This window comes from Pseudomonas sp. JC1203 (assembly GCF_056175065.1).
This window is the reverse complement of record NZ_JBWCAM010000014.1, coordinates 91,244-114,152: the sequence shown is the minus strand read 5'-3', so window position 1 is coordinate 114,152 and position 22,909 is coordinate 91,244. Positions and strand designations below refer to the sequence as shown.

Below are 22,909 nucleotides of genomic sequence, written 5' to 3'. Positions count from 1 at the left end.
GCGCTTGTGCTACCCCGCGAGCGTATCCGGCTCGGCGTCAAGCAGCGCCATGAAGGCCCGCGCAGCGTTGGACAGCGTTCTTTCCGTGTGCACGATGTAGCCTAGCTGGCGACTGAGTTGTATGCCCGGCAACGCAATGCTGTGTACCTGGTCGTCGAGCATGGTGCGCGGCAGCACGCTCCAGGCCAGGCCAATGGACACCATCATCTTGATGGTTTCCATATAGTTGGTGCTCATGGCGATGTTCGCCGTCAGGCCCTGGGCCTCGAACAGCCGCTGGACGATATGGTGGGTAAAGGTGTTGCCACCGGGAAACACTGCCGGATGATAGGCGATATCCGCCAGGCTCACCGCGCCGTTGAGCGCCAGCGGGTGCTCGGGGGCCACCACGAAGTCCAGCAGGTCGGTCCACACCGGCACCGCGCGCACCAGGTTGTGCGGCTCGGGGGCCAGGGTAATCACCGCCAATTCGGCGCGGCCATGGAGGATTTCCTCGTAGGCCACCTCTGAATCGAGGAACTGGATGTCCAGCGCAACGTCCGGGTAACGCTTGGTGAAGGCGCGCAGCACCGGCGGCAGGCGGTGCAGGCCAATGTGGTGGCTGGTGGCCAGGGTCAGGCGGCCGCTGACCTCGCCGGTGAGGTTGGTGAGCGCCCGGCGGGTGTCGTCCAGCACGTTCAGAATCTGGTAGGCGCGGGGCAGCAGGGCACGCCCGGCTTCCGTCAGGCTGACTTCGCGCCCAAGGCGGTCGAACAGGCGTACATTGAGTTGTTGCTCAAGGCCCGCTATGCGTTTGCTGATGGCCGGCTGGGTGAGGTGCAGGCGTTCGCCGGCCCCGGAAAAGCTGCCGCATTCGGCAATGGCGAGGAAGGCGTTGAGGTTGGCCAGGTCCATTCAGTCGGATTCCTGTTGGTTATCCAAAGCATGAAAATTATGAATTTGAGTAATCCAATGTAACCCCTTAGCATTCGCCCTACAAGCCAAGCGGTTATTGGCATAGAAAAGATACTGATGAGGAAAGTCTGATGGCCGGCAAAACGCTCTACGACAAGCTCTGGGACTCGCATTTGGTCAAACAGCGCGACGACGGTTCGGCGCTGATCTACATTGATCGTCACATCATCCATGAAGTGACTTCGCCCCAGGCTTTCGAAGGTCTGCGCCTGGCCGGTCGCAAGCCATGGCGCATCGACGCCAACATTGCCACCCCGGACCACAACGTGCCGACTACCCCTGAGCGCAAGGGCGGCATCGAGGCCATCGCCGACCAGGTGTCGCGCCTGCAGGTGCAGACCCTCGACGACAACTGCGACGAGTACGGCATCACCGAGTTCAAGATGAACGACGTGCGCCAGGGCATCGTCCACGTCATCAGCCCGGAGCAGGGCGCTACCTTGCCCGGCATGACCGTGGTCTGCGGTGACTCGCACACCTCCACCCACGGCGCGTTCGGCGCCCTGGCCCACGGCATCGGCACCTCGGAAGTGGAGCACGTGCTCGCGACCCAGTGCCTGGTGGCGAAGAAAATGAAGAACATGCTGGTGCGCGTCGAAGGCCAGTTGCCGTTCGGCGTGACCGCCAAGGACATCGTGCTGGCCGTGATCGGCAAAATCGGTACCGCCGGCGGCAACGGCCATGCCATGGAATTCGCTGGCAGCGCCATTCGCGACCTGTCGGTCGAAGGCCGCATGACCATCTGCAACATGTCCATCGAAGCCGGCGCCCGCGTGGGCCTGGTGGCGGCGGACGAGAAGACCATCGCCTACGTCGAGGGCCGTCCGTTCGCGCCAAAGGGCGAGAACTGGACCAAGGCTGTCGAAGCCTGGAAAGACCTGGTGTCCGACGCCGACGCGGTGTTCGACACTGTGGTGGACCTGGACGCCGCGCAGATCAAGCCGCAGGTCAGCTGGGGCACCTCGCCGGAAATGGTGCTGGCCGTTGACCAGAACGTGCCGGACCCGGCCAAGGAAGCCGACCCGGTCAAGCGTGGTTCCATCGAGCGCGCCTTGAAATACATGGGCCTGAGCGCCAACCAGGCGATCACCGATATCCAGCTGGACCGCGTGTTCATTGGCTCGTGCACCAACTCGCGCATTGAAGACCTGCGCGCCGCTGCCGAGATCGCCAAGGGCCGCAAAGTGGCTTCCACCGTGAAACAGGCCATCGTGGTGCCGGGCTCGGGCCTGGTGAAGGCGCAGGCCGAGAAAGAAGGCCTGGACAAGATTTTCCTCGAAGCGGGCTTCGAATGGCGTGAACCGGGCTGCTCCATGTGCCTGGCCATGAACCCTGACCGCCTGGAGTCTGGCGAGCATTGCGCGTCCACCTCCAACCGCAACTTCGAAGGCCGCCAGGGCGCCGGTGGTCGTACCCACCTGGTCAGCCCGGCCATGGCTGCCGCCGCCGCGGTAACCGGCCGCTTCATCGATGTCCGTGAATTGATCCAAGGGAGCGCAGCATGAAAGCCTTTACCCAGCACACCGGCCTCGTCGCGCCTCTGGACCGTGCCAACGTCGACACCGACCAGATCATTCCCAAGCAATTCCTGAAGTCGATCAAGCGCACCGGCTTTGGCCCCAACCTGTTCGACGAATGGCGTTACCTGGACGTGGGCCAGCCTTACCAGGACAACTCCAAGCGCCCGGTAAACCCCGATTTCGTGCTTAACCACGCGCGTTATCAAGGCGCCAGCGTGCTGCTGGCCCGCGAAAACTTCGGCTGCGGCTCCAGCCGCGAGCACGCGCCGTGGGCCTTGGAAGAGTACGGTTTCCGTACCATCATCGCGCCCAGCTACGCCGATATCTTCTTCAACAACAGCTTCAAGAACGGCTTGCTGCCGATCATTCTCGACGACGCTGAAGTCGACGAGCTGTTCCAGCAGGTCGAAGCCAACCCGGGCTACCAGTTGACCATCGACCTGCAGGCACAGACCGTGACCCGCGCCGATGGCAAGGTGCTGAACTTTGAAATCGACGAGTTCCGCAAGCACTGCCTGCTCAACGGCCTGGACGATATCGGCCTGACCTTGCAGGATGGCGATGCCATCGCGGCGTTCGAAGGCAAGCACCGGGCCAGCCAGCCCTGGTTGTTCCGCGACGCGTAATATACTTCGCCGGCACGGTCTGCTTCTGTAGGAGCGGGCCGTGCCCGCGAAGGCCGCACCGCAATTCCGAATTGAACAAAAGATCGAGGAAAGCATGAGCAAGCAGATTCTGATTCTCCCAGGCGACGGTATTGGCCCTGAAATCATGACCGAAGCGGTCAAGGTGCTGAACCTGGCCAACGACAAGTTCAACCTGGGCTTCGAACTGCAGCACGACGTGATCGGTGGCGCTGCCATCGACAAGCACGGCGTGCCCCTGGCCGACGAGACGCTGGAACTGGCGCGCAAGGCCGATGCCGTGCTGCTGGGCGCCGTGGGCGGCCCGAAGTGGGACAAGATCGAGCGTGACATTCGCCCTGAGCGCGGCCTGCTGAAGATTCGCGCGCAACTGGGCCTGTTCGGCAACCTGCGCCCGGCCATCCTGTACCCGCAACTGGCCGATGCTTCCAGCCTGAAGCCGGAAATCGTCGCGGGCCTGGACATCCTCATCGTTCGTGAACTGACCGGCGGCATCTACTTCGGCGCCCCGCGCGGCAACCGTGAGCTGGAAAACGGCGAGCGCCAGGCGTACGACACCCTGCCGTACAGCGAAAGCGAGATCCGCCGCATCGCCCGCGTCGGCTTCGACATGGCCCGCGTGCGTGGCAAGAAGCTGTGCTCGGTGGACAAGGCCAACGTGCTGGCCTCCAGCCAACTGTGGCGTGAAGTGGTCGAGGAAGTGGCCAAGGACTACCCGGACGTCGAGCTGAGCCACATGTACGTGGACAACGCCGCCATGCAACTGGTGCGCGCGCCCAAGCAATTCGACGTGATCGTCACCGACAACATGTTCGGCGACATCCTGTCGGACGAGGCTTCCATGCTCACCGGTTCCATCGGCATGCTGCCGTCGGCGTCGCTGGATGCCAACAACAAGGGCATGTACGAGCCGTGCCACGGTTCGGCCCCGGACATCGCAGGCAAGGGCATCGCCAACCCGTTGGCGACCATTCTGTCGGTGTCGATGATGCTGCGTTACAGCTTCAACCAGCAGGCTGCGGCCGATGCCATCGAGAAGGCGGTAAGCCTGGTGCTGGACCAGGGCCTGCGCACCGGCGACATCTGGTCGGACGGTTGTGCCAAGGTTGGTACGCAGGAAATGGGTGATGCAGTAGTCGCGGCGCTGCGGAATCTGTAATCTCTTGGGCCCGCTACAGCAGTAGCGGCCCACTTTTTTGTCAAAGGTGTAGTTGCGATGAAACGTGTAGGTCTGATCGGTTGGCGCGGTATGGTCGGTTCCGTGCTCATGCAGCGGATGCTGGAAGAGCAGGACTTCGATCTTATCGAGCCGGTGTTTTTCACCACTTCCAATGTCGGCGGCCAAGGCCCGGCGGTAGGCAAGGATATTGCCCCGCTCAAGGACGCTTACAGCATTGAAGAGTTGAAAACCCTCGATGTCATTCTGACCTGCCAGGGCGGCGACTACACCAGCGAGGTATTCCCCAAGCTGCGTGAAGCCGGCTGGCAGGGCTACTGGATCGACGCCGCTTCCAGCCTGCGCATGCAGGATGACGCGGTCATCGTGCTGGACCCGGTCAACCGCAAGGTCATCGACCAGCAGCTGGATGCCGGCACCAAGAACTACATCGGCGGCAACTGCACCGTCAGCCTGATGCTGATGGGCCTGGGCGGCCTGTTCGAAGCCGGCCTGGTGGAATGGATGAGTGCCATGACCTACCAGGCGGCCTCGGGCGCCGGCGCGCAGAACATGCGCGAGCTGATCCGCCAGATGGGCGCTACCCACGCGGCCGTCGCCGATGACCTGGCCAACCCGGCCAGCGCCATCCTCGACATCGACCGCAAGGTGGCCGAAGCCATGCGCAGCGAAGCCTACCCAACGGAAAACTTCGGCGTGCCGCTGGCAGGCAGCCTGATCCCGTGGATCGACAAGGAACTGCCGAACGGCCAGAGCCGCGAAGAATGGAAGGCCCAGGCCGAGACCAACAAGATTTTGGGCCGCTTCAAGAGCCCGATCCCGGTCGACGGCATCTGCGTGCGTATCGGCGCCATGCGTTGCCACAGCCAGGCGCTGACCATCAAGCTGAACAAGGACGTGCCGCTGGCCGACATCGAAGGCCTGATCAGCCAGCACAACCCATGGGTCAAGCTGGTGCCGAACCAGCGCGAAATCAGCATGCAGGAGCTGAGCCCGACCAACGTTACTGGCACCCTGAACGTGCCGGTTGGCCGCCTGCGCAAGCTGAACATGGGTTCCCAGTACCTGGGCGCGTTCACCGTCGGCGACCAGCTGCTGTGGGGCGCCGCCGAACCGCTGCGCCGCATGCTGCGGATTCTGCTGGAGCGGTAAGTGCTGCCCTGAGTTGAAAGAAACCCGTGCCTTGTGCGCGGGTTTTTTTATGCGGACGCCACACAGCCCCGTAGCAGCTGCCGAAGGCTGCGTCAGGACCCACACCATGCGAAATTTCCCACAACGGCGGCCAATCCAGTAAAGTGCCGCCCCCCTGCCAACTCCCCGAGGAACCTTCCATGACCCAGACTTTTGATATCGCCATCATCGGCGCCACCGGTACCGTCGGCGAAACCCTGGTGCAGGTCCTCGAGGAGCGTGATTTCCCGGTGGGCAACCTGCACCTGCTGGCCAGCATCGAGTCGGCGGGGGCCTCGGTGCCGTTCCGCGGCCGCAACGTGCGCGTGCGCGAGGTGGAGCAGTTCGACTTCAAACAGGTGCGCGTGGCGTTCTTCGCTGCTGGCGCCGCGGTTACCCGCAGCTTCGCCGCCAAGGCCGCGGCCGCCGGTTGCACGGTCATCGACTTGTCTGGCGAGCTGGCGGCGCCACACGTGGTGCCCGAGGCCAACGGCCAGGTGCTGGCCACGCTGAAAGCCCCGGTGCAGGTGGGCAGCCCCAGCTCCAGCGCGGTGGCCCTGGCGCTGATTCTGGCGCCGCTGCGTGAACAATTAGCCCTGGTGCGGGTCAATGTCACCGTCGCCATGGCCGTGTCGGCGCTGGGCCGCGAGGCGGTCAGCGAGCTGGCGCGCCAAACCGCCGAGCTGCTCAACGCCCGCCCGCTGGAGCCGCGTTTCTTTGACCGGCAGGTAGCGTTCAACCTGCTGCCCCAGGTGGGCAAGCCGGACGCCCAGGGCCATGTTGCCCTGGAGCGCCGCCTGGTCACCGAACTGCGTGAGCTGCTGCAACTGCCTTTGTTAAAGATTTCCGTGACTTGCGTTCAAGCTCCGGTGTTTTTTGGCGATAGCCTCACTGTGTCGTTGCAGACCGAAGCAGCTGTCGACCTGGCTGCGGTGAATGCCGCGCTGGACAGTGCCGAGGGCGTGGAACTGGTGGAGGAGGGTGACTTCCCCACCCCGGTGGGTGACGCAGTGGGCCAGGATGTGGTCTATGTTGGTCGCGTGCGCACCGGCATTGATGACCCCTGCGAACTCAACCTTTGGGCTACGCTCGATAACGTGCGCAAGGGCGCTGCGCTCAACGCCGTGCAGCTGGCTGAGTTGTTGATAAAAGACCTGCTGTAAAAGATACTTGGCAACAATTTGCATAATGATTCTAGCCCGGCGCCAAGCGCCGGGCCGATTGCTTGAGGTGAGCTGCCTCCAGGCAGCTTTTCACTTCTTCTCGCTTGCCGAGGAAATGTTCAAACAAGGATTAGGCCATGGTTCAAGTTCGCAAACTGGTGTTAGCAATAGCCGCCGCTTCGGCGCTGTCCTCCGGTATGGCGCGTGCACTGGATCTGGGTGAGGTCACCCTCAAGTCGGCCGCCAACCAGCCGCTGGTGGCCGAGATCGAACTGCTCGACGTTCGCGACCTGGCGCCGGCCGACATCAAGCCCAGCCTGGCCTCGCCCGAAGAGTTCCAGAAAGCGGGCGTGAACCGCGATGCCATCCTCAATGACCTGACGTTCACCCCGGTGATCAACAGTGGCGGCCGCAGCGTGATTCGCGTCACCTCGAAGCAGCCGGTCAGCGAGCCGATGCTCAAGTTCCTGGTGCAGGTGCTGTGGCCCCAGGGCCGCCTGTTGCGCGATTACAGCGTGTTGGTCGATTCGAGCAAATTCGGGCCGCAGAACGCCGCCCCCGTGCAACCTGCCACCACCCCTGCGCTCACCAGCCAGACCCAGGGCAGCGAAGGCGGCTACACCACCGGCAAGCGCGATACCCTGTGGGACATTGCCCAGAAGAACGCCGTGCCGCCTGCCACCGTGCAGCAGACCATGCTGGCTATCCAGGCGCTGAACCCCGACGCCTTCGTCGATGGCAACATCAACCGTCTCAAGACCGGCCAGGTGCTGCGCCTGCCGGACGCCCCGCAAGCCACCGCCCTGGGCCAGGGCCCGGCGATTGCCGAAGTGGCCCGCCAGAACGCCGCCTGGCGTGAAGGCCGCCGCCTGGGTCCGCGCGCCCAGCAGCTGGACGCCACCCGCCGCACCGGCACCGGTAATGCACCGGCGCAGACCGAGGCGGGCGACAAGCTCAGCCTGGTGGCTGCCGATGGCAAGAACGGCCAGGGCAAGGCCGGCGACCGTCAGGCGCGCCTGGCCCAGGCCAAGGAAAACCTCGACGCCACCCGCCGCGACAATGCCGAGCTGAAAAGCCGCATGGGTGACCTGCAGAGCCAACTGGACAAGCTGCAGAAGCTGATCCAGCTCAAGAATGACCAACTGGCCAAGCTGGAAGCCGCAGGCGCCGCCGCGCCAGCAGTGCCAGCTGCCGAGGCCACTGCACCGGCCACGCCCGCACCGGCCGTCGACGCCCAGCTGACGCCGGCGCCAGGCGCCGCCGCGCCGGCAGCACCTGCCGCACCGGCCACGCCTGCGGATGCCGCCACGCCAACGCCGGCGCCAACCCCTGCACCGGTGGCAGCCCCAGCGCCGGCCGAAGAGGCGCAGCCAGGGCTGTTCGGCAAGTTCCTGACCAGCCCGATCATGCTGGGCCTGATCGGTGGCGCCGCGGTGCTGATCCTGTTGCTGGCGGCGCTGCTGCTGGCGCGCCGTCGCAAGGCGCAGCTGGAAGCCGAGAAGCACATGCGCATGGCCCGTGCCCTGGCCGAGGAAACCGATTTCGACAAGGACCTGGACCTGCCGCCCAGCAGCTTCGAAGGCCTGGAAACCCCGCCGCCGGCGGTGAAGCTGGCGCCGGCCATGGTCGCCGCCTCTGCTGCAGCCGCCGTGGCCGCCGCCGAGCCGGCGCCGGTGGTGCAGCCGCCCGTGTCGGAGATCATCCCCACGCCGCCACTGCGCCCGGCGGCCGAGCCCGTTGTCGCCGCCCCTGTGGTGGAGCCGCTGGTGGCGTCGGTCATCGAGCCGAAAGTGGCGCCGGTGGTTGCCCCTGAAGCCGACGTGCTGGCCGAAGCTGAGCGCCTGATCGCCGAAGGGCGCCTGGGCGAGGCCGCCGACCTGCTGGAGCCGGCCGTGAAGGCCCAGCCCGACCGCAGCGACCTGCGCCTCAAGCTGATGGAAGTCTATGCCCACCAGGGTGACCGCAACGCCTTTATCGGCGAAGAGCGCCAACTGGTTGCCACCGGCCAGAACCACAATGCCGTGGAGGCGCTGAAAGCACGCTTCCCGGCCATGCTCGGGGTGGCCATGGCCGCCGCTGGCGCAGCTGCCGTTGCTGCCGAACTGGATGCCCAGTACGTCAAGGACCTGTTGATGGACGAGCCGGGCGCCGCCGACCCGATCGACGACACCTTCGACAGCGATTTCGACCTGAACCTGGACGACGACCTCAGCGCGCCGCTGGAGCCGGACCTGGACGTTGCCGATTTCGACGACGACCTGGTGCTGGACGCCCCGCAACCGCTGGAGGCCGCAGCCGAGCCGGAGCCTGCCGTGGAAGCGCCGTCGGCCCTGGAAGAGGACGACCTGGACTTCGAGGCGTTGCTGGCCGAGCACAGCGTGCCTGCCGAAGAGCCGCCGGTAGATGACCTGGCCGATTTCGACCTGTCCATCGCCGACGACGAACCGGCCGCGCCAGCCCTGGACCCGGAACTGGAAGCACAGCTGGAAGACTTCGAGGCCGAGCTGAACCTGGACAAGCCTGAAGTGCCGCCCGCGCCGGTCGATGATCTGGAGCTGCCGGAAGACTTCGACCTGTCCCTGGCCGAGGAAATGGACGCCACGCCGCCCGCCACCCCGGACAAGCTGCACGACGAACTGGGTGACGTCAGCGCCGAGCTCGACAAGCTGTCCGCCAGCCTTGAGCACCCGCCGATTGCCGAGCCGTTCACGGCCGAGGACAAGCCGGTGGAGGCGCCAGCCGCGAAGCCGGCCGCCAAGCCAGCGTTCGATGACCTCGACAACCTCGACGACCTGCCGCCGTTCGAAGACGACTTCGACTACCTGTCGGGCACCGACGAGGCGGCCACCAAGCTCGACCTGGCGCGTGCCTACATCGAGATGGGCGACCATGACGGTGCACGCGACATCCTCGACGAAGTGGTCAAGGAAGGCACCGAAGGCCAGCAGAGCGAAGCTCGCGAGATGCTGTCGCGGCTGGTCTGAGGCGTTCACCGCACCATGACAACGGCAGCCCGCGTGGCTGCCGTTGTCGTTTCTGCCGCCTGGCCCCGTATAATGGCGGCCATTGCGCTTTATCACAGGCTTGAACCACGTGGACATTCTTCAACAATCGGCCAGCGAAGTCGCTGCCGAAGGCTTCACCCGCATCGCCCTGGGCGTTGAATACAAAGGCTCGCGCTACCGCGGCTGGCAGCGCCAGGCCAGCGGCGTGCTGACCGTGCAGGAAACCCTGGAAAAGGCCCTGTCGATCGTCGCCGACTCGCCCGTCGACCTGATGTGCGCCGGCCGCACCGACGCCGGCGTGCATGCCTGCGGCCAGGTGGTGCACTTCGACACCCGCGCGGTGCGCTCCATGAAGGCCTGGACCATGGGCGCCAACATCAACCTGCCCCACGACATCAGCGTGACCTGGGCCAAGGAAATGCCCGCCACTTTCCATGCGCGCTTCACGGCCATCGCCCGGCGCTACCGCTACGTGATCTACAACGACCAGATCCGCCCCGCGCACCTGGGCGACGAGATCACCTGGAACCACCGCCCACTGGATGTGGAGCGCATGGCCGAGGCCGCCCAGTACCTGATCGGCACCCATGACTTCAGCGCCTTCCGGGCCGGCCAGTGCCAGGCCAAGTCGCCGATCAAGCAGATGCACCACGCCCGTGTCACCCGCCACGGCAAGATGATCGTGCTGGATATCCGCGCCAACGCCTTCCTGCACCACATGGTGCGCAACATCGCCGGCGTGCTGATGACCATCGGCGCCGGCGAGCGCCCGGTGGAGTGGATGCGCGAAGTGCTGGAAGGCCGCGAGCGCCGCGCCGGCGGGGTCACGGCGCACCCGTTCGGCCTGTACCTGGTGCAGGTGGAGTACCGCGACGAGTTCCCGCTGCCGGAACGCTATATCGGCCCGCACTTCCTGACAGGCTTCGATACATTGCCGGGCTGACGGCATGGAATCCATTTGCTAACATCCAAAGCTTTGGCGTCTTCCTGAGGTTTTTCCGCATATGTCCGCCGTTCGCAGCAAAATCTGCGGTATTACCCGCATCGAGGACGCGCTGGCCGCAGCCGAGGCGGGCGCCGATGCCATTGGCCTGGTGTTTTATGCCAAGAGCCCGCGGGCGGTAACGGCAGAGCAGGCGCGCGCCATCGTGCGGGCGTTGCCACCGTTCGTCACCACCGTGGGGCTGCTCGTCAATGCCAGCCGCTGCGAGCTGAACGAGATTCTGGAAGTGGTGCCGCTGGACCTGCTGCAGTTCCACGGCGACGAAACCCCGGCCGACTGCGAGGGCTACCACCGCCCATACATCAAGGCCGTGCGTGTGCGCCCGGGCGAGGACCTGGAAGCCATCTGCAAGCAGTACAGCGGTGCCAGCGGTATCTTGCTGGACACCTTCGTGGCCGGCGTGCCGGGCGGTACCGGCGAGGCGTTCGACTGGAGCCTGGTGCCTGCGCGGCTGAGCAAGCCGATCATCCTGGCCGGCGGCCTGTCGGCGGCCAACGTGGCCCAGGCCATCGCCCAGGTAAAACCCTACGCGGTAGACGTCAGCGGCGGGGTAGAGGCCGCGAAAGGTATCAAGGACGCGGAAAAGATCGAGGCGTTCATGCAAGCAGTACGCGGTACGAATTCGCGCGAATGACGACCAACGTGGGAGCGGGCTCTGCCCGCGAAAAGCCCGCCGCGCAGTTGCTGAATTACCGTGGTGTCTGCTTCGCGGGCGCAGCCCGCTCCCACGGGGTCAGGTGAGGTTGTGCCAAGGGATGTGACGGTTGCCAATCTGCCACCGTCCATACCTCTGGCAAGGCGATGGCGACCGATGGGTCGGCCATCCGGAATTTGAAGATGGCGCGAGCGCATACGTGCAGTTCCCCATCCTTTACACGAATTAAATTGAGCTCAAGGGCATGCGCGGGATCGCGCGAGCTGTCCCCGTTACTGGAGAAATAAAGCATGAGCAACTGGTTGGTAGACAAACTGATCCCTTCGATCATGCGTTCCGAGGTGAAGAAAAGCTCGGTGCCTGAAGGCTTGTGGCACAAGTGCCCGTCCTGCGAGGCGGTGCTGTACCGTCCAGAGCTGGAAAAGACCCTGGACGTTTGCCCCAAGTGCAACCACCACATGCGCATCGGCGCCCGTGCGCGCCTGGACATCTTCCTTGACGCCGAAGGCCGCAACGAGCTGGGCGCGGACCTGGAGCCAGTGGACCGCCTGAAATTCCGCGACGGCAAGAAGTACAAGGACCGCCTGGTCGGCGCCCAGAAGCAGACCGGCGAGAAAGACGCGCTGATCTCCATCAGCGGTACCCTGCTGGGCATGCCGGTGGTGTGCAGCGCCTTCGAATTCTCGTTCATGGGCGGCTCCATGGGTGCCATCGTCGGCGAGCGCTTCGTGCGCGCGGCCAACTACGCCCTGGAAAACCGCTGCCCGATGGTGTGCTTCGCCGCCTCCGGTGGTGCGCGCATGCAGGAAGCGCTGATCTCGCTGATGCAGATGGCCAAGACCTCGGCCGTGCTGGCGCGCCTGCGTGAAGAAGGCCTGCCGTTCATCTCCGTGCTGACGGACCCGGTGTACGGTGGTGTTTCCGCCTCGCTGGCCATGCTGGGTGACGTGATCGTCGCCGAACCCAAGGCCCTGATCGGCTTCGCCGGCCCGCGCGTGATCGAGCAGACCGTGCGTGAAAAACTGCCGGAAGGCTTCCAGCGCAGCGAATTCCTGCTGGAACACGGTGCCATCGACATGATCGTCTCGCGCCAGGAACTGCGCCCACGCCTGGGCAGCCTGCTGGCACAGATGATGGGCCTGCCGACGCCAACCTTCGTCGCCGCTCCCATCGAGCCGATGGTCGTTCCACCGGCGCCTGCCACCGTATGACGCAACGTACCCTGGGCGAGTGGCTCGCTTATCTTGAGCAGTTGCACCCGGCGGCCATCGACATGGGCCTGGACCGTTGCCAGCAAGTGCTGGCGCGGCTGGGCCTGGGTCGCCTGGCGCCCCGGGTCATTACCGTCACCGGCACCAACGGCAAGGGCTCTACGTGCGCCTTTGTCGCTTCGCTGCTCAAGGCCCAGGGCCTGAAAGTCGGCGTCTACGCCTCGCCACACCTGCTGCGCTACAACGAGCGGGTGCTGATCGAGGGCGTGGAAGTCGACGATGCCCGGCTGTGCGAGGCCTTCGCGGCCCTGGAAGCAGCCCGTGGCGAAATTTCCCTGACCTACTTCGAAATGGGCACCCTGGCAGCCTTCTGGCTGTTCAAGCAGGCGGCGCTGGACGCCGTGGTGCTGGAAGTGGGCCTGGGCGGGCGGCTGGATGCGGTCAACCTGATCGATGCCGACCTGTCCCTGATTACCAGCGTGGGCCTGGACCACGCCGATTACCTGGGCAACACCCGTGAGTCGGTGGGCTTCGAGAAGGCCGGCATCATGCGCGCCGGCCACCCGGCGCTGTGTGGCGACCTCGACCCGCCGCACACCGTGCTGGACAAGGTGGCCGAACTGGGCTGCCCGTTCTTCCTGCGCGGTGATGCCTACGACCTGGCCATCGGCGACAACCAATGGCAGTGGCGTGGCCGCACCCTGGACGGCGATGCGCTGGTGCTGGACGGCCTGCCGCTGCTGGACCTGCCCATGGAAAACGCCGCCCTGGCGCTGCAGGCCTATGGCCTGACAGGCCTTGCGTGGCAGCGTGAGCAATTGATCGCCGCCTTGCTGGCCACCCGCGTCACCGGCCGCCTGGATCGGCGCCAGGTGACCTGGAAAGGCAAGCCCCTGAACCTGTTGCTGGACGTGGGGCACAATCCCCACGCCGCCGAGTACCTGGCGCGCCGCCTGGCCGCCCGGCCACCGCAGGGCAAGCGCCTGGCGGTGTTCGGCCTGCTGGCTGACAAGGACCTGGAAGGCGTGATCGCGCCGCTGGCCAACCATGTCGCGCAGTGGGCGGTAACACCGCTGCCGACCGGCCGCACGCGCCCGGCGGACGAACTGGCGCAGGCCCTGGCGAACCTTGGCGCGACCGTGGCGTCCTATGCCAGCGTCGAACAGGCCCTTGAGGCCCAGTGCGACCTGGCAACGGCGGATGATGAAATACTGCTGTTCGGATCTTTTTATTGTGTCGGCGAAGCCCTGGAATGGCTGGCCCGGCATGCCACGGAGGAAGTTGCGGATGGCTTTGCTGGATAAGGTGTTCAAACAGCGCATGGTCGGTGCCCTGGTGCTGATTGCCCTGGCGGTGATTTTCCTGCCGATGCTGTTTTCCCGCCAGGATGAGCTGCGGCAGGTGCGCGTGGATGCGCCCGAAGCCCCGCAGGCGCCGGTTGTCCCGCAGGTCAAGGTAGAGCCGGTGCCGGTGCCCGAGCAGCAAAGCCTGCCCCAGGATGCCGAAACGGTCGAAGCCCAGGCCGCGCCTACCGCGCCGCCGCCGTCCATGCCCGTGGCCCCGCAACCGGTCGTCGCCCCGGCGCCCCGTGTGCAGCAGCAGGCCCAGCAGCCGGTGCAGGCGCCTGCGCCAAAGCCGGCTCCAGCGCCTGTGGCCAAGCCAGCGCCGGCGCCTGCCCAGGTTGCCAAGGCCGACCCTGCCGCCAGCAAGATCGACGCCAATGGCCTGCCGGTCAGCTGGGCCGTGCAATTGGCCAGCCTGTCCAACCGCGGCAGCGCCGACAGCCTGCAGAAATCCCTGCGCAGCCAGGGCTATAATGCCTTTGTACGCTCGGCCGACGGCATGAACCGGGTGTTCGTGGGGCCGCTGATCGACCGCGCCGAGGCAGAGCGCCTGCGCGACCTGATCAGCCGCCAGCAGAACGTCAAGGGTTTTGTGGTACGGTTCCAGCCGGAACGCAACTAAACAGCTGGCAATCACTGCTTACCCATAAGGCGGCGCTCTGCTAAAATGCGCCGCCTTATCCTGTTGCAGGCTGCACCGTGGCATTTACCTGGGTTGACTGGGCGATACTCGCGATTATCGCCATCTCCGCTTTGATCAGCTTGAAGCGCGGCTTCGTCAAGGAAGCCTTGTCTCTGCTCACCTGGATCATTGCCGGTGCGGTCGCCTGGATGTTCGGAGGCGCATTGTCACAATACCTGGAAGGCTACATTCAGACGCCTTCGGCCCGCGTGATCGCAGGCTGCGCCATCCTGTTCGTCGCCACGCTGCTGGTCGGCGCCATGGTCAACTTTCTCATTGGTGAACTGATCCGCGTGACCGGCCTGTCCGGTACCGATCGGTTCCTGGGCACCGCCTTCGGCGCGGCGCGCGGCGGCCTGTTGGTGGTCGTCGGCGTCGGGCTGCTGAGCCTGGGCCCGTTTCAACAAGACACCTGGTGGCAACAGTCTCGGCTGGTGCCCCAATTTCTATTGGTCGCCGACTGGTCGAAAAACCTCGTTCTGGGGATGACCAGCCAGTGGCTCGCCAGCGGAATCAGCACACCAGTTGATATTCCGTTCAAGGATCAACTCTTCCCGACCGCTCACAAGGGTCAATGAAGGGTTGTTCAGTTCAGATTCATTAAGTAGGGGTTGCGTCGCATGTGTGGCATCGTCGGTATCGTCGGTAAGTCGAACGTCAATCAGGCGCTGTATGACGCGCTAACCGTCCTCCAGCACCGCGGCCAGGACGCTGCCGGTATTGTGACCAGCCATGACGGCCGGTTATTCCTGCGCAAGGACAACGGGTTGGTGCGTGATGTGTTCCAGCAGCGCCATATGCAGCGCCTGGTGGGCAACATGGGCATCGGCCATGTGCGCTACCCGACCGCGGGCAGCTCGACCTCGGCCGAGGCCCAGCCGTTCTACGTCAACTCGCCGTATGGCATCACCCTGGCGCACAACGGCAACCTGACCAACGTTGAACAGTTGGCCAAGGAGATCTACGAATCGGACCTGCGTCACGTCAACACCAGCTCCGACTCCGAAGTGCTGCTGAACGTGTTCGCCCATGAGCTGGCCACGCGCAAGCAACTGCAGCCTACCGAGGAAGACGTGTTCGCCGCCGTCGCCGACGTGCACAAGCGCTGCAAGGGCGGCTACGCCGTGGTAGCGATGATCACCGGCTACGGCATTGTCGGCTTCCGCGACCCGAACGCGATCCGTCCGATCGTCTTCGGCCAGCGCCACACCGACGAAGGCGTGGAGTACATGATCGCCTCCGAAAGCGTCTCCCTGGACGTGCTGGGCTTCACCCTGATCCGTGACCTGGCCCCGGGCGAAGCGGTGTACATCACCGAAGACGGCAAGCTGCACACCCGCCAGTGCGCGCCGAACCCGCACTACGCACCGTGCATCTTCGAACACGTGTACCTGGCCCGTCCCGACTCGATCATCGACGGCATCTCGGTATACAAGGCGCGCCTGCGCATGGGCGAGAAGCTGGCCGAGAAAATCCTGCGCGAGCGCCCCGAGCACGACATCGACGTGGTCATCCCGATTCCGGACACCAGCCGCACCGCGGCGCTGGAACTGGCCAACCACCTGGGCGTGAAATTCCGCGAAGGTTTCGTCAAGAACCGCTACATCGGCCGTACCTTCATCATGCCCGGCCAGGCCGCGCGCAAGAAATCGGTACGCCAGAAGCTCAACGCCATCGAGCTGGAATTCCGCGGCAAGAACGTGATGCTGGTGGACGACTCGATCGTGCGCGGCACCACCTGCAAGCAGATCATCCAGATGGCCCGTGAAGCCGGTGCCAAGAACGTCTACTTCTGCTCGGCAGCCCCGGCCGTTCGCTACCCGAACGTCTACGGCATCGACATGCCAAGCGCCCACGAGCTGATCGCGCACAACCGCAGCACCCAGGAAGTGGCCGACCTGATCGGCGCCGACTGGCTGATCTACCAGGACCTGCCGGACCTGATCGACGCGGTTGGCGGTGGCAAGGTCAAGATCGAGCACTTCGACTGCGCGGTGTTCGACGGTAAGTACGTGACCGGCGACATTGACGAGAAATACCTGAACAAGATCGAACAGGCGCGCAACGATGCCTCGAAAATCAAGACCCAGGCCGTGAGCGCGATCATCGATCTGTACAACAACTGATCGGTAGCGCGTTCCACCACGCCCGGGCCTCTGCAAAGAGCCCGGGCGTTTTTTTTGTGGTAGCTACAACACCCCCTGTAGCAGCGGCCGCAGGCCGCGTCCCGGGCCATAATTTGCTAAACTCTCCACCCTGCATTTTCTAATCAATAGCTTTGGGAGTAGCGGCATGACACAGGAATGGGACGCCGGGCGGCTGGACAGCGATCTGGAAGGGGTCTCGTTTGACACCCTGGCCGTGCGCGCCGGTCAGCACCGTACGCCGGAAGGCGAGCACAGCGACCCGCTGTTCTTCACTTCCAGCTATGTTTTCCGCACCGCGGCTGACGCGGCGGCGCGCTTTGCCGGTGAAGTGCCAGGCAACGTCTACTCGCGCTACACCAACCCTACCGTGCGTTCGTTCGAGGAGCGCATCGCAGCTCTCGAAGGTGCCGAGCAGGCCGTGGGCTTCGCCACCGGCATGGCCGCCATCACCGCCGTGGCCATGGGCCTGTGCAGCGCCGGCGACCACGTGCTGATCTCCCAGAGCGTGTTCGGCTCGACCATCAGCCTGTTCGACAAGTACTTCAAGCGCTTCGGCATCGAAGTGGACTACGTGCCGCTGGCCAACCTCGACGCCTGGAACGCCGCCATCAAGGCCAACACCAAGCTGCTGTTCGTCGAGTCGCCGTCCAACCCCCTGGCGGAGCTGGTGGACATCACCGCCCTGGCCGAGATCGCCCACGCCAAGGGCACCCTGCTGGTGGTGGACAACTGCTTCAGCACCCCTGCGCTGCAGCAGCCGCTGAAGCTGGGCGCCGACATCGTCGTGCATTCGGCGACCAAGTTCATCGATGGCCAGGGCCGCTGCATGGGCGGTGTCGTCGCTGGCCGTGCCGAGCACATGAAGGAAATGGTCGGCGTGGTGCGCACTGCCGGCGCTTCCCTGAGCCCGTTCAACGCCTGGGTGTTCCTCAAGGGCCTGGAAACCCTGAACCTGCGCATGCGCGCCCACTGCGCCAGCGCCCAGGCCCTGGCCGAGTGGCTGGAGCAGCAGGACGGGATCGAGAAAGTGCACTACGCCGGCCTGCCAAGCCACCCGCAGCATGAACTGGCCAAGCGCCAGATGCGCGGCGGTTTCGGTGGTGTGGTCAGCTTCGAGGTCAAGGGGGGCAAGGAGGGCGCCTGGCGCTTCATCGACGCCACCCGCCTGATCTCCATCACCGCCAACCTGGGCGACAGCAAGACCACCATCACCCACCCGGGCACCACTTCCCATGGTCGCCTGTCGCCTGCCGAGCGTGAAGCTGCCGGTATCCGCGACAGCCTGATCCGCGTCGCGGTAGGCCTGGAAGACGTTGCCGACCTGCAAGCAGACCTTGCGCGCGGCCTGGCGGCGTTGTGATCGACTGGTCTGCGAAAACCGCCAGCCACAATGGCCGGGTCGCCCTGGTCACCGGGGCGGCGCGCGGCATCGGCCTGGGCATCGCTGCCTGGCTGATCGCCGAGGGCTGGCAAGTGGTGCTCACCGACCTTGACCGCGTGCGCGGCCCCAAGGTGGCGCAAGTGCTGGGCGAGAATGCGCTGTTCATCGCCATGGACGTCGCTGACGAAGCCCAGGTGAAGGCGGGCGTGGCCCAGGTGCTGGGCCAGTTCGGCCGCCTGGACGCGCTGGTGTGCAACGCCGCCATCACCGACCCCCACAACACCACGCTGGAAACCCTGGCGCTGGAGAAGTGGAACCGCGTGCTGGCGGTCAACCTCAGTGGGCCGATGCTGTTGGCCAAGCACTGTGCGCCGTACCTGCGTGCGCACGGTGGCGCCATCGTCAACCTGGCTTCCACCCGGTCCGGCCAGTCCGAGCCGGACACCGAGGCCTATGCGGCCAGCAAGGGCGGCCTGGTGGCCTTGACCCACGCCCTGGCCATCAGCCTTGGCCCGGAAATTCGGGTCAATGCCGTGAGCCCCGGCTGGATCGACGCCCGCGACCCGTCCGAACGGCGCGCTGCGCCGCTGTCCGATGCCGACCACGCCCAGCACCCGGCTGGGCGCGTGGGCACCGTGGAAGACGTGGCGGCGCTGGTGGCGTGGCTGTTGTCGCGCAATGCCGGCTTTGTCACCGGGCAGGAACTGGTGGTGGACGGTGGCATGACCCGCAAGATGATCTACCAGGAATAACGCACGGCACCCCCAAGGATGGGGGGCACGGCAAGAAAACTGTCATTTCCGAAAAAACTTCAATAAAGTTATTGACTTACCTTCGGTGGCTGCGTAAAGTTCGCGTCATTGGAGAGGCAAGCGGGTGATTAGCTCAGCTGGGAGAGCATCTGCCTTACAAGCAGAGGGTCGGCGGTTCGATCCCGTCATCACCCACCACTCTGATCCTCTTTCATCCCAAAGAGGGGAGGCCTTGTTACTGAGAAGGCATCCAGCACTGCGCAGCGGTAGTTCAGTCGGTTAGAATACCGGCCTGTCACGCCGGGGGTCGCGGGTTCGAGTCCCGTCCGCTGCGCCATCTTTACCTGATTCGGCCTTGCCGTGTCAGAGATCGAGAAGCTCGAAATGTCTCGGTCAGACCTGTTTCAACTGCACGCGAGTGCAAGCGATACGCAGCGGTAGTTCAGTCGGTTAGAATACCGGCCTGTCACGCCGGGGGTCGCGGGTTCGAGTCCCGTCCGCTGCGCCATACAAAGCTTCGAGGCCCTTGAACTCCTTGAAGCACAAAGAAAGCGACCTTCGGGTCGCTTTTTTTGTGCCCGCGATTTATAACCCAAACCCCCGTAGCAATAGCTAACTTGTGGGAGCTGGCTTGCCAGCGAGCTGTTGAGGCCCGAAAAACTCGCTGGCAAGCCAGCTCCCACAAAAACAGTTGCGGTTACGGAGGTTTGGGGTTTAGTCAGTGCCGTACTTCGGCGAGCGCGGGCCATACAGCAGGGCATTGGGGTGCCCCGCCGACAGCAACCGGGCGCTGGTCAAGCCCGCGATCGGGTAGCCGGCGTCGGTGCTGCTGTTGATGATCTGCTTCACCGCCGCCGTGATCAGCATGCCGATCAAGCCACCGCCGTTGTTGTTCTGGCCTTCTTCGCTGGAGGCCGAGGCCGCGCCGGTCCACAGGGTGGTGCCGGTTTTCAGGTCGACCAGGCTGGCCGTGGCAGTAACGATGGTGGCGCTGCTGAGCACCATGTACTTGGTGCCGTAGTCCGTCACCTTCACGTACAGCGCCGCGTCGGCGCCGAAGATCGAGCGCAGTTTTGGCGCTGGTACCTGGCTGATCTCGGCGGCGTTGTTCAGGCCGTTCTGCTTGAACGTCTCGTCCACCAGGGCCACCGGCATCACGTAGTAGCCTGCCTCGGCCAGCGGGAAGGTCACCTGGCTCATCATGCTGTAGGTGGCCGTCACGTCTGGCGATTCATTGACCGGCGGCAGCACCAGGATCGAGTGCGGGCGCGCAGCCTTGAAGGCGGTGTAGTCGAGGTTTTTCTGCGGGCCGGCACAGCCGCCCAGCAGGGCCAGGGCCAGCAGGGCCGCAGCGGGTTTGAACAGGCGCAGCATTATTGGGTCGCTCCGTGCGTGGCGTTCTTCACCAGGAAGTCCATGTAGGCGGCAGATTCAGGGAACAGCGTCTTTTCCTGCTGGAACTGCTGAATCATCTGATCGTTTTTGCCCATGCTCGAATACAGCAGCCCCAGTTGGGCGTGGTAGCCCGGCGGTGGGGTGCCGTTCTTGGCGCGGATCTTCTCCAGGTCAGCTTCCAGGGCTTGCGCCTGCTGCTCCTTGGACTCGCCCTTGAAATACTCGTGTACCTGGGTCTGGTAGCCTTCCCATTGGTACAGGGTCTTGGGTTGCTGCGCGCAGCCGCCCAGCACGGCGCCGGCCAGCACCGTGATTGCCAGCCCGAGGCGTGGCGTGAAGGTCTTGCCCATGACGAATGTCGCTCCTTGGGTAACGCGGGAAATTACGGACGGGTCGGCTGCCAGCTGCCGTTGTCGACGGCTTCAACCAGGCGGTTGACGGCTTCGCGCATGGCCAGGTCCAGCACCTTGCCATTGAGAGTGGAGTCGTAGCTGGCGGTACCGCCGAAGCCGATCACTTCGCGGTTGGACAGGGAGTATTCGCCGGCGCCCTGGGTGGAATACACCACCTCGGAGGTGCTGATGTTGACAATGTTCAGCGCCACCTTGGCGTAGGCTACCTGGGTCTTGCCGCGGCCCAGGATGCCGAACAGTTCGTGGTCGCCGACTTCCTTGCGGCCGAACTCGGTGACGTCGCCGGTCACCACGTAGTCAGCGCCCTTGAGCTTCTGCGCCTGGCCCTTGATGGCGGCTTCCTGGGCGATTTCGCCCATGTTGTCGCGGTCCAGCACGTTGAAGCGGTTGGTTTGCTGCAGGTGGGTGATCAGCACGGTCTTGGCCTGGCTGCCGAGGCGGTCGATGCCGTCGGAAAAGATGCCGCGCATGTAGCTGGAGCGGTTGTCGAACTTGCCTACGGCGATGGGCGAACGCGGGCCGGCGTAAGGGCGGCCGGCGCTTTCGACCTTGGCCACGGTGAGGGCCTGGGAGCTTTCGGTGGCGCAACCGCCGGTCAGGGCGAGGGTCAGGGCGGTCAGGCCCAGGCACAAGCCACGGGTAACAGTTTTCACACACAATCTCCTGATGGACAATGATCTTCCTGAAGGCGCGCAACAGCTCTATTCCCTCGGTGCCCGCAGGAAAAGGATGCGGAACTGCACGGTGTTTCAGAGGGAATGTGTAACGAAGGCGACGCATCCTACCTAGGTGTCGCGGTGATGTCATATGACTTTACACCGCGTCCATGTGTCGCCCGGGCTTTTAACTGGCGGGAGGTCGTAGTAGGGTTGGAGGTTGTCTAAAACTCATTTCATGCGCGTTGTTTCTCCGTAGTGAGGCACAATAGAGGCTGATTGTTTGCCCAGGATTCGCAATGTCTAAGTCACTGAGCTTGAGCGCCCCACGGTTGGGCTGTGCTTTGGCGGTCTCGCTGCTCGCGCTGAGCGGCTGTTCCTCGAAGAAACCGGCCATGTACGAGCACGAAGAGTTCTCCGACTCGGGGACCTACTCGCGCAACTACCCGGTCAGCGACTCGTCATCGTGCGAGGCCGCGCGCCGTGCGCTGCTCAGCCAGGGCTACATCATCACCAGCAGCGACCCCAAGCAGCTCAGCGGCCACAAGAGCTTCCAGCAGACGGGCGAGACGCACATGGAGATCAGCTTCAGCGTCACCTGTGCCGCCGATGGCAACAGCAACCAGACCTCGACCATGTTCGCCAACGCCTTGCAGGACCGCTATGCGCTGAAGAAGGTCAACAACTCCGCCAGCCTTGGCGTGGGTGTGTTGGGTTCGGTGTCGATGCCTATCGGTTCCACCGACGACTCGATGGTCAAGGTGGCCAGCGAGACGGTGACCTCCGCCAAGTTCTATGACCGCTACTTCGCCCTGGTGGATGTGTATCTGCCCGCCGAGGCGAAGAAGGCTGCGCATATCGTCGACAAGCCCAAGGCTGACCTTGGCGTGCCGGAGCCCAAGCCCGAGGTGAAGCCTGAGGCCAAGCAGGAAGAAGCCAAGCCTGAGGTCAAGCCCGAGGCCAAGGCCGAGTCTGAAAAACCGGCTGAGCCTGTAGCACCGGCACCTGCCGCTGCTGCGGTGGCGGCGCCAGCCGTGCCTGCAGCTACTGCAGCTGCTACGCAGGGTTCGGAGCCGGTGGTGCCGCCGGCGGATGCGGCGCCGATCACGCCGGTGTCGACGACTGCCACCACGGAAGCTGCGCCTGCTGCGACTGGTACTGATAGCAGCAGCACTACAACGACCTCTACAACATCTACGCCTGCCGCTGCCGCGCAGTAACGGCGTACCCAGATCAAGCGTGCGCCGCAAGATGCGTTTGATCTTGATCCCGTGCGGCCTTTGATCTTGATTGTGTGCCCCATCAAGCGCCAGGGCCGACTGGAGGCGTTGGCCAAGCGGTCCCTGGCGTAGCCCGCTTCGGCGATTTCGAATATATCCATTTTCGCGGTGCGACCACCGACCGTTTCGGCCTTACGCCGACTCACTTTTTTTCAGACGCCAAAAAAAGTAAGCAAAAAACGCTTGCCCCTGCTTGGGCCCTACGCTGCGCTACGGGTCCCCTCCTTCCGGCGCCGCTCAACGGGCAGACGGCACCCGCTATAGAAGCCTGCGGGTTACCGTCTCTTCGGCCTGCGGCCTCGGCCCTTCGGGCAGCCCGTTGATCGACGCCTCCAGTCGGCCCGGGCGCTTTACGGGG

20 protein-coding genes and 3 tRNA genes are annotated in these 22,909 nt (G+C 64.5%); 19 read left to right on the top strand and 4 right to left on the bottom strand.

The features are described from left to right. Nucleotides 1-9: 9 nt before the first annotated feature. Nucleotides 10-894, bottom strand: a complete 885-nt coding sequence (locus AC0SZ7_RS20700) for a LysR family transcriptional regulator (protein ID WP_475506138.1) — start codon at nt 892-894, stop codon at nt 10-12. A 131-nt stretch (nt 895-1,025) separates the two neighbouring features. Between AC0SZ7_RS20700 and leuC the strand changes: the two genes are divergently transcribed. The 18 genes from leuC to AC0SZ7_RS20610 all read left to right on the top strand — a co-directional run bounded on the left by leuC (nt 1,026) and on the right by AC0SZ7_RS20610 (nt 19,315). Then, nucleotides 1,026-2,459, top strand: coding sequence for a 3-isopropylmalate dehydratase large subunit (gene leuC, locus AC0SZ7_RS20695; protein ID WP_475506137.1), 1,434 nt, complete (start codon nt 1,026-1,028; stop codon nt 2,457-2,459). Then, a complete protein-coding gene (leuD, locus tag AC0SZ7_RS20690) occupies nt 2,456-3,100 on the top strand; it encodes a 3-isopropylmalate dehydratase small subunit (protein WP_475506136.1) in 645 nt (214 codons plus the stop codon). Before leuC ends, leuD begins: the two co-directional genes overlap by 4 nt. A 94-nt stretch (nt 3,101-3,194) precedes the next feature. Then, nucleotides 3,195-4,277, top strand: a complete 1,083-nt coding sequence (leuB, locus tag AC0SZ7_RS20685; protein ID WP_416426033.1) for a 3-isopropylmalate dehydrogenase — start codon at nt 3,195-3,197, stop codon at nt 4,275-4,277. A gap of 57 nt (nt 4,278-4,334) precedes the next feature. After that, nucleotides 4,335-5,447, top strand: a complete 1,113-nt coding sequence (gene asd, locus AC0SZ7_RS20680) for an aspartate-semialdehyde dehydrogenase (RefSeq protein ID WP_475506135.1) — start codon at nt 4,335-4,337, stop codon at nt 5,445-5,447. Between the two features lie 179 nt (nt 5,448-5,626). Further along, nucleotides 5,627-6,628 (top strand): aspartate-semialdehyde dehydrogenase, encoded by a 1,002-nt coding sequence (locus tag AC0SZ7_RS20675; protein WP_475506134.1) that lies wholly within the window; start codon nt 5,627-5,629, stop codon nt 6,626-6,628. A 137-nt stretch (nt 6,629-6,765) separates the two neighbouring features. Then, nucleotides 6,766-9,612, top strand: a complete 2,847-nt coding sequence (locus AC0SZ7_RS20670) for a motility hub landmark protein FimV (RefSeq protein WP_475506133.1) — start codon at nt 6,766-6,768, stop codon at nt 9,610-9,612. 109 nt (nt 9,613-9,721) lie between these two features. Beyond that, nucleotides 9,722-10,576 (top strand): tRNA pseudouridine(38-40) synthase TruA, encoded by an 855-nt coding sequence (gene truA, locus AC0SZ7_RS20665; RefSeq protein ID WP_475506132.1) that lies wholly within the window; start codon nt 9,722-9,724, stop codon nt 10,574-10,576. Between the two features lie 61 nt (nt 10,577-10,637). Next, nucleotides 10,638-11,270, top strand: a complete 633-nt coding sequence (locus AC0SZ7_RS20660) for a phosphoribosylanthranilate isomerase (RefSeq protein ID WP_475506131.1) — start codon at nt 10,638-10,640, stop codon at nt 11,268-11,270. Nucleotides 11,271-11,581: 311 nt separating this feature from the next. Continuing rightward, a complete protein-coding gene (accD, locus tag AC0SZ7_RS20655) occupies nt 11,582-12,502 on the top strand; it encodes an acetyl-CoA carboxylase, carboxyltransferase subunit beta (RefSeq protein ID WP_008375504.1) in 921 nt (306 codons plus the stop codon). Continuing rightward, nucleotides 12,499-13,806, top strand: coding sequence for a bifunctional tetrahydrofolate synthase/dihydrofolate synthase (gene folC / locus AC0SZ7_RS20650; protein ID WP_475506130.1), 1,308 nt, complete (start codon nt 12,499-12,501; stop codon nt 13,804-13,806). The genes accD and folC overlap by 4 nt, the downstream gene beginning before the upstream one ends. Beyond that, nucleotides 13,790-14,467 carry an SPOR domain-containing protein gene (locus tag AC0SZ7_RS20645; protein WP_475506129.1) on the top strand — a complete coding sequence of 226 codons (678 nt, stop codon included), beginning with the start codon at nt 13,790-13,792 and terminating at the stop codon, nt 14,465-14,467. Before folC ends, AC0SZ7_RS20645 begins: the two co-directional genes overlap by 17 nt. A gap of 77 nt (nt 14,468-14,544) precedes the next feature. Next, entirely contained in the window at nt 14,545-15,105 is a 561-nt protein-coding gene (locus AC0SZ7_RS20640) for a CvpA family protein (protein WP_416426015.1), read from the top strand. A 42-nt stretch (nt 15,106-15,147) separates the two neighbouring features. Next, a complete protein-coding gene (gene purF / locus AC0SZ7_RS20635) occupies nt 15,148-16,653 on the top strand; it encodes an amidophosphoribosyltransferase (RefSeq protein ID WP_475506128.1) in 1,506 nt (501 codons plus the stop codon). A gap of 166 nt (nt 16,654-16,819) precedes the next feature. After that, entirely contained in the window at nt 16,820-18,034 is a 1,215-nt protein-coding gene (locus AC0SZ7_RS20630) for an O-succinylhomoserine sulfhydrylase (protein ID WP_475506127.1), read from the top strand. Beyond that, nucleotides 18,031-18,807, top strand: a complete 777-nt coding sequence (locus tag AC0SZ7_RS20625; RefSeq protein WP_416426010.1) for an SDR family oxidoreductase — start codon at nt 18,031-18,033, stop codon at nt 18,805-18,807. The genes AC0SZ7_RS20630 and AC0SZ7_RS20625 overlap by 4 nt, the downstream gene beginning before the upstream one ends. Nucleotides 18,808-18,929: 122 nt before the next feature. Further along, a tRNA-Val gene (locus tag AC0SZ7_RS20620) sits at nt 18,930-19,005 on the top strand. Between the two features lie 62 nt (nt 19,006-19,067). Continuing rightward, nucleotides 19,068-19,144, top strand: a tRNA-Asp gene (locus AC0SZ7_RS20615). A 94-nt stretch (nt 19,145-19,238) separates the two neighbouring features. Further along, nucleotides 19,239-19,315: transfer RNA gene (locus tag AC0SZ7_RS20610), tRNA-Asp, on the top strand. Between the two features lie 206 nt (nt 19,316-19,521). Here the strand turns inward: AC0SZ7_RS20610 and AC0SZ7_RS20605 are convergent. The 3 genes from AC0SZ7_RS20605 to AC0SZ7_RS20595 are packed head-to-tail and all read right to left on the bottom strand — an operon-like array spanning nt 19,522 to nt 21,268. Further along, nucleotides 19,522-20,181, bottom strand: a complete 660-nt coding sequence (locus tag AC0SZ7_RS20605; RefSeq protein ID WP_475506126.1) for a DUF799 domain-containing protein — start codon at nt 20,179-20,181, stop codon at nt 19,522-19,524. Next, nucleotides 20,181-20,552 carry a DUF4810 domain-containing protein gene (locus AC0SZ7_RS20600; protein ID WP_475506125.1) on the bottom strand — a complete coding sequence of 124 codons (372 nt, stop codon included), beginning with the start codon at nt 20,550-20,552 and terminating at the stop codon, nt 20,181-20,183. The genes AC0SZ7_RS20605 and AC0SZ7_RS20600 overlap by 1 nt, the downstream gene beginning before the upstream one ends. A 32-nt stretch (nt 20,553-20,584) precedes the next feature. Beyond that, nucleotides 20,585-21,268 carry a CsgG/HfaB family protein gene (locus AC0SZ7_RS20595; protein WP_475506124.1) on the bottom strand — a complete coding sequence of 228 codons (684 nt, stop codon included), beginning with the start codon at nt 21,266-21,268 and terminating at the stop codon, nt 20,585-20,587. 302 nt (nt 21,269-21,570) lie between these two features. On the opposite strand from AC0SZ7_RS20595, the gene AC0SZ7_RS20590 reads away from it, so the two are divergent. After that, nucleotides 21,571-22,491 (top strand): DUF2242 domain-containing protein, encoded by a 921-nt coding sequence (locus tag AC0SZ7_RS20590; protein WP_475506123.1) that lies wholly within the window; start codon nt 21,571-21,573, stop codon nt 22,489-22,491. The last annotated feature ends 418 nt before the right edge of the window (nt 22,492-22,909 follow it).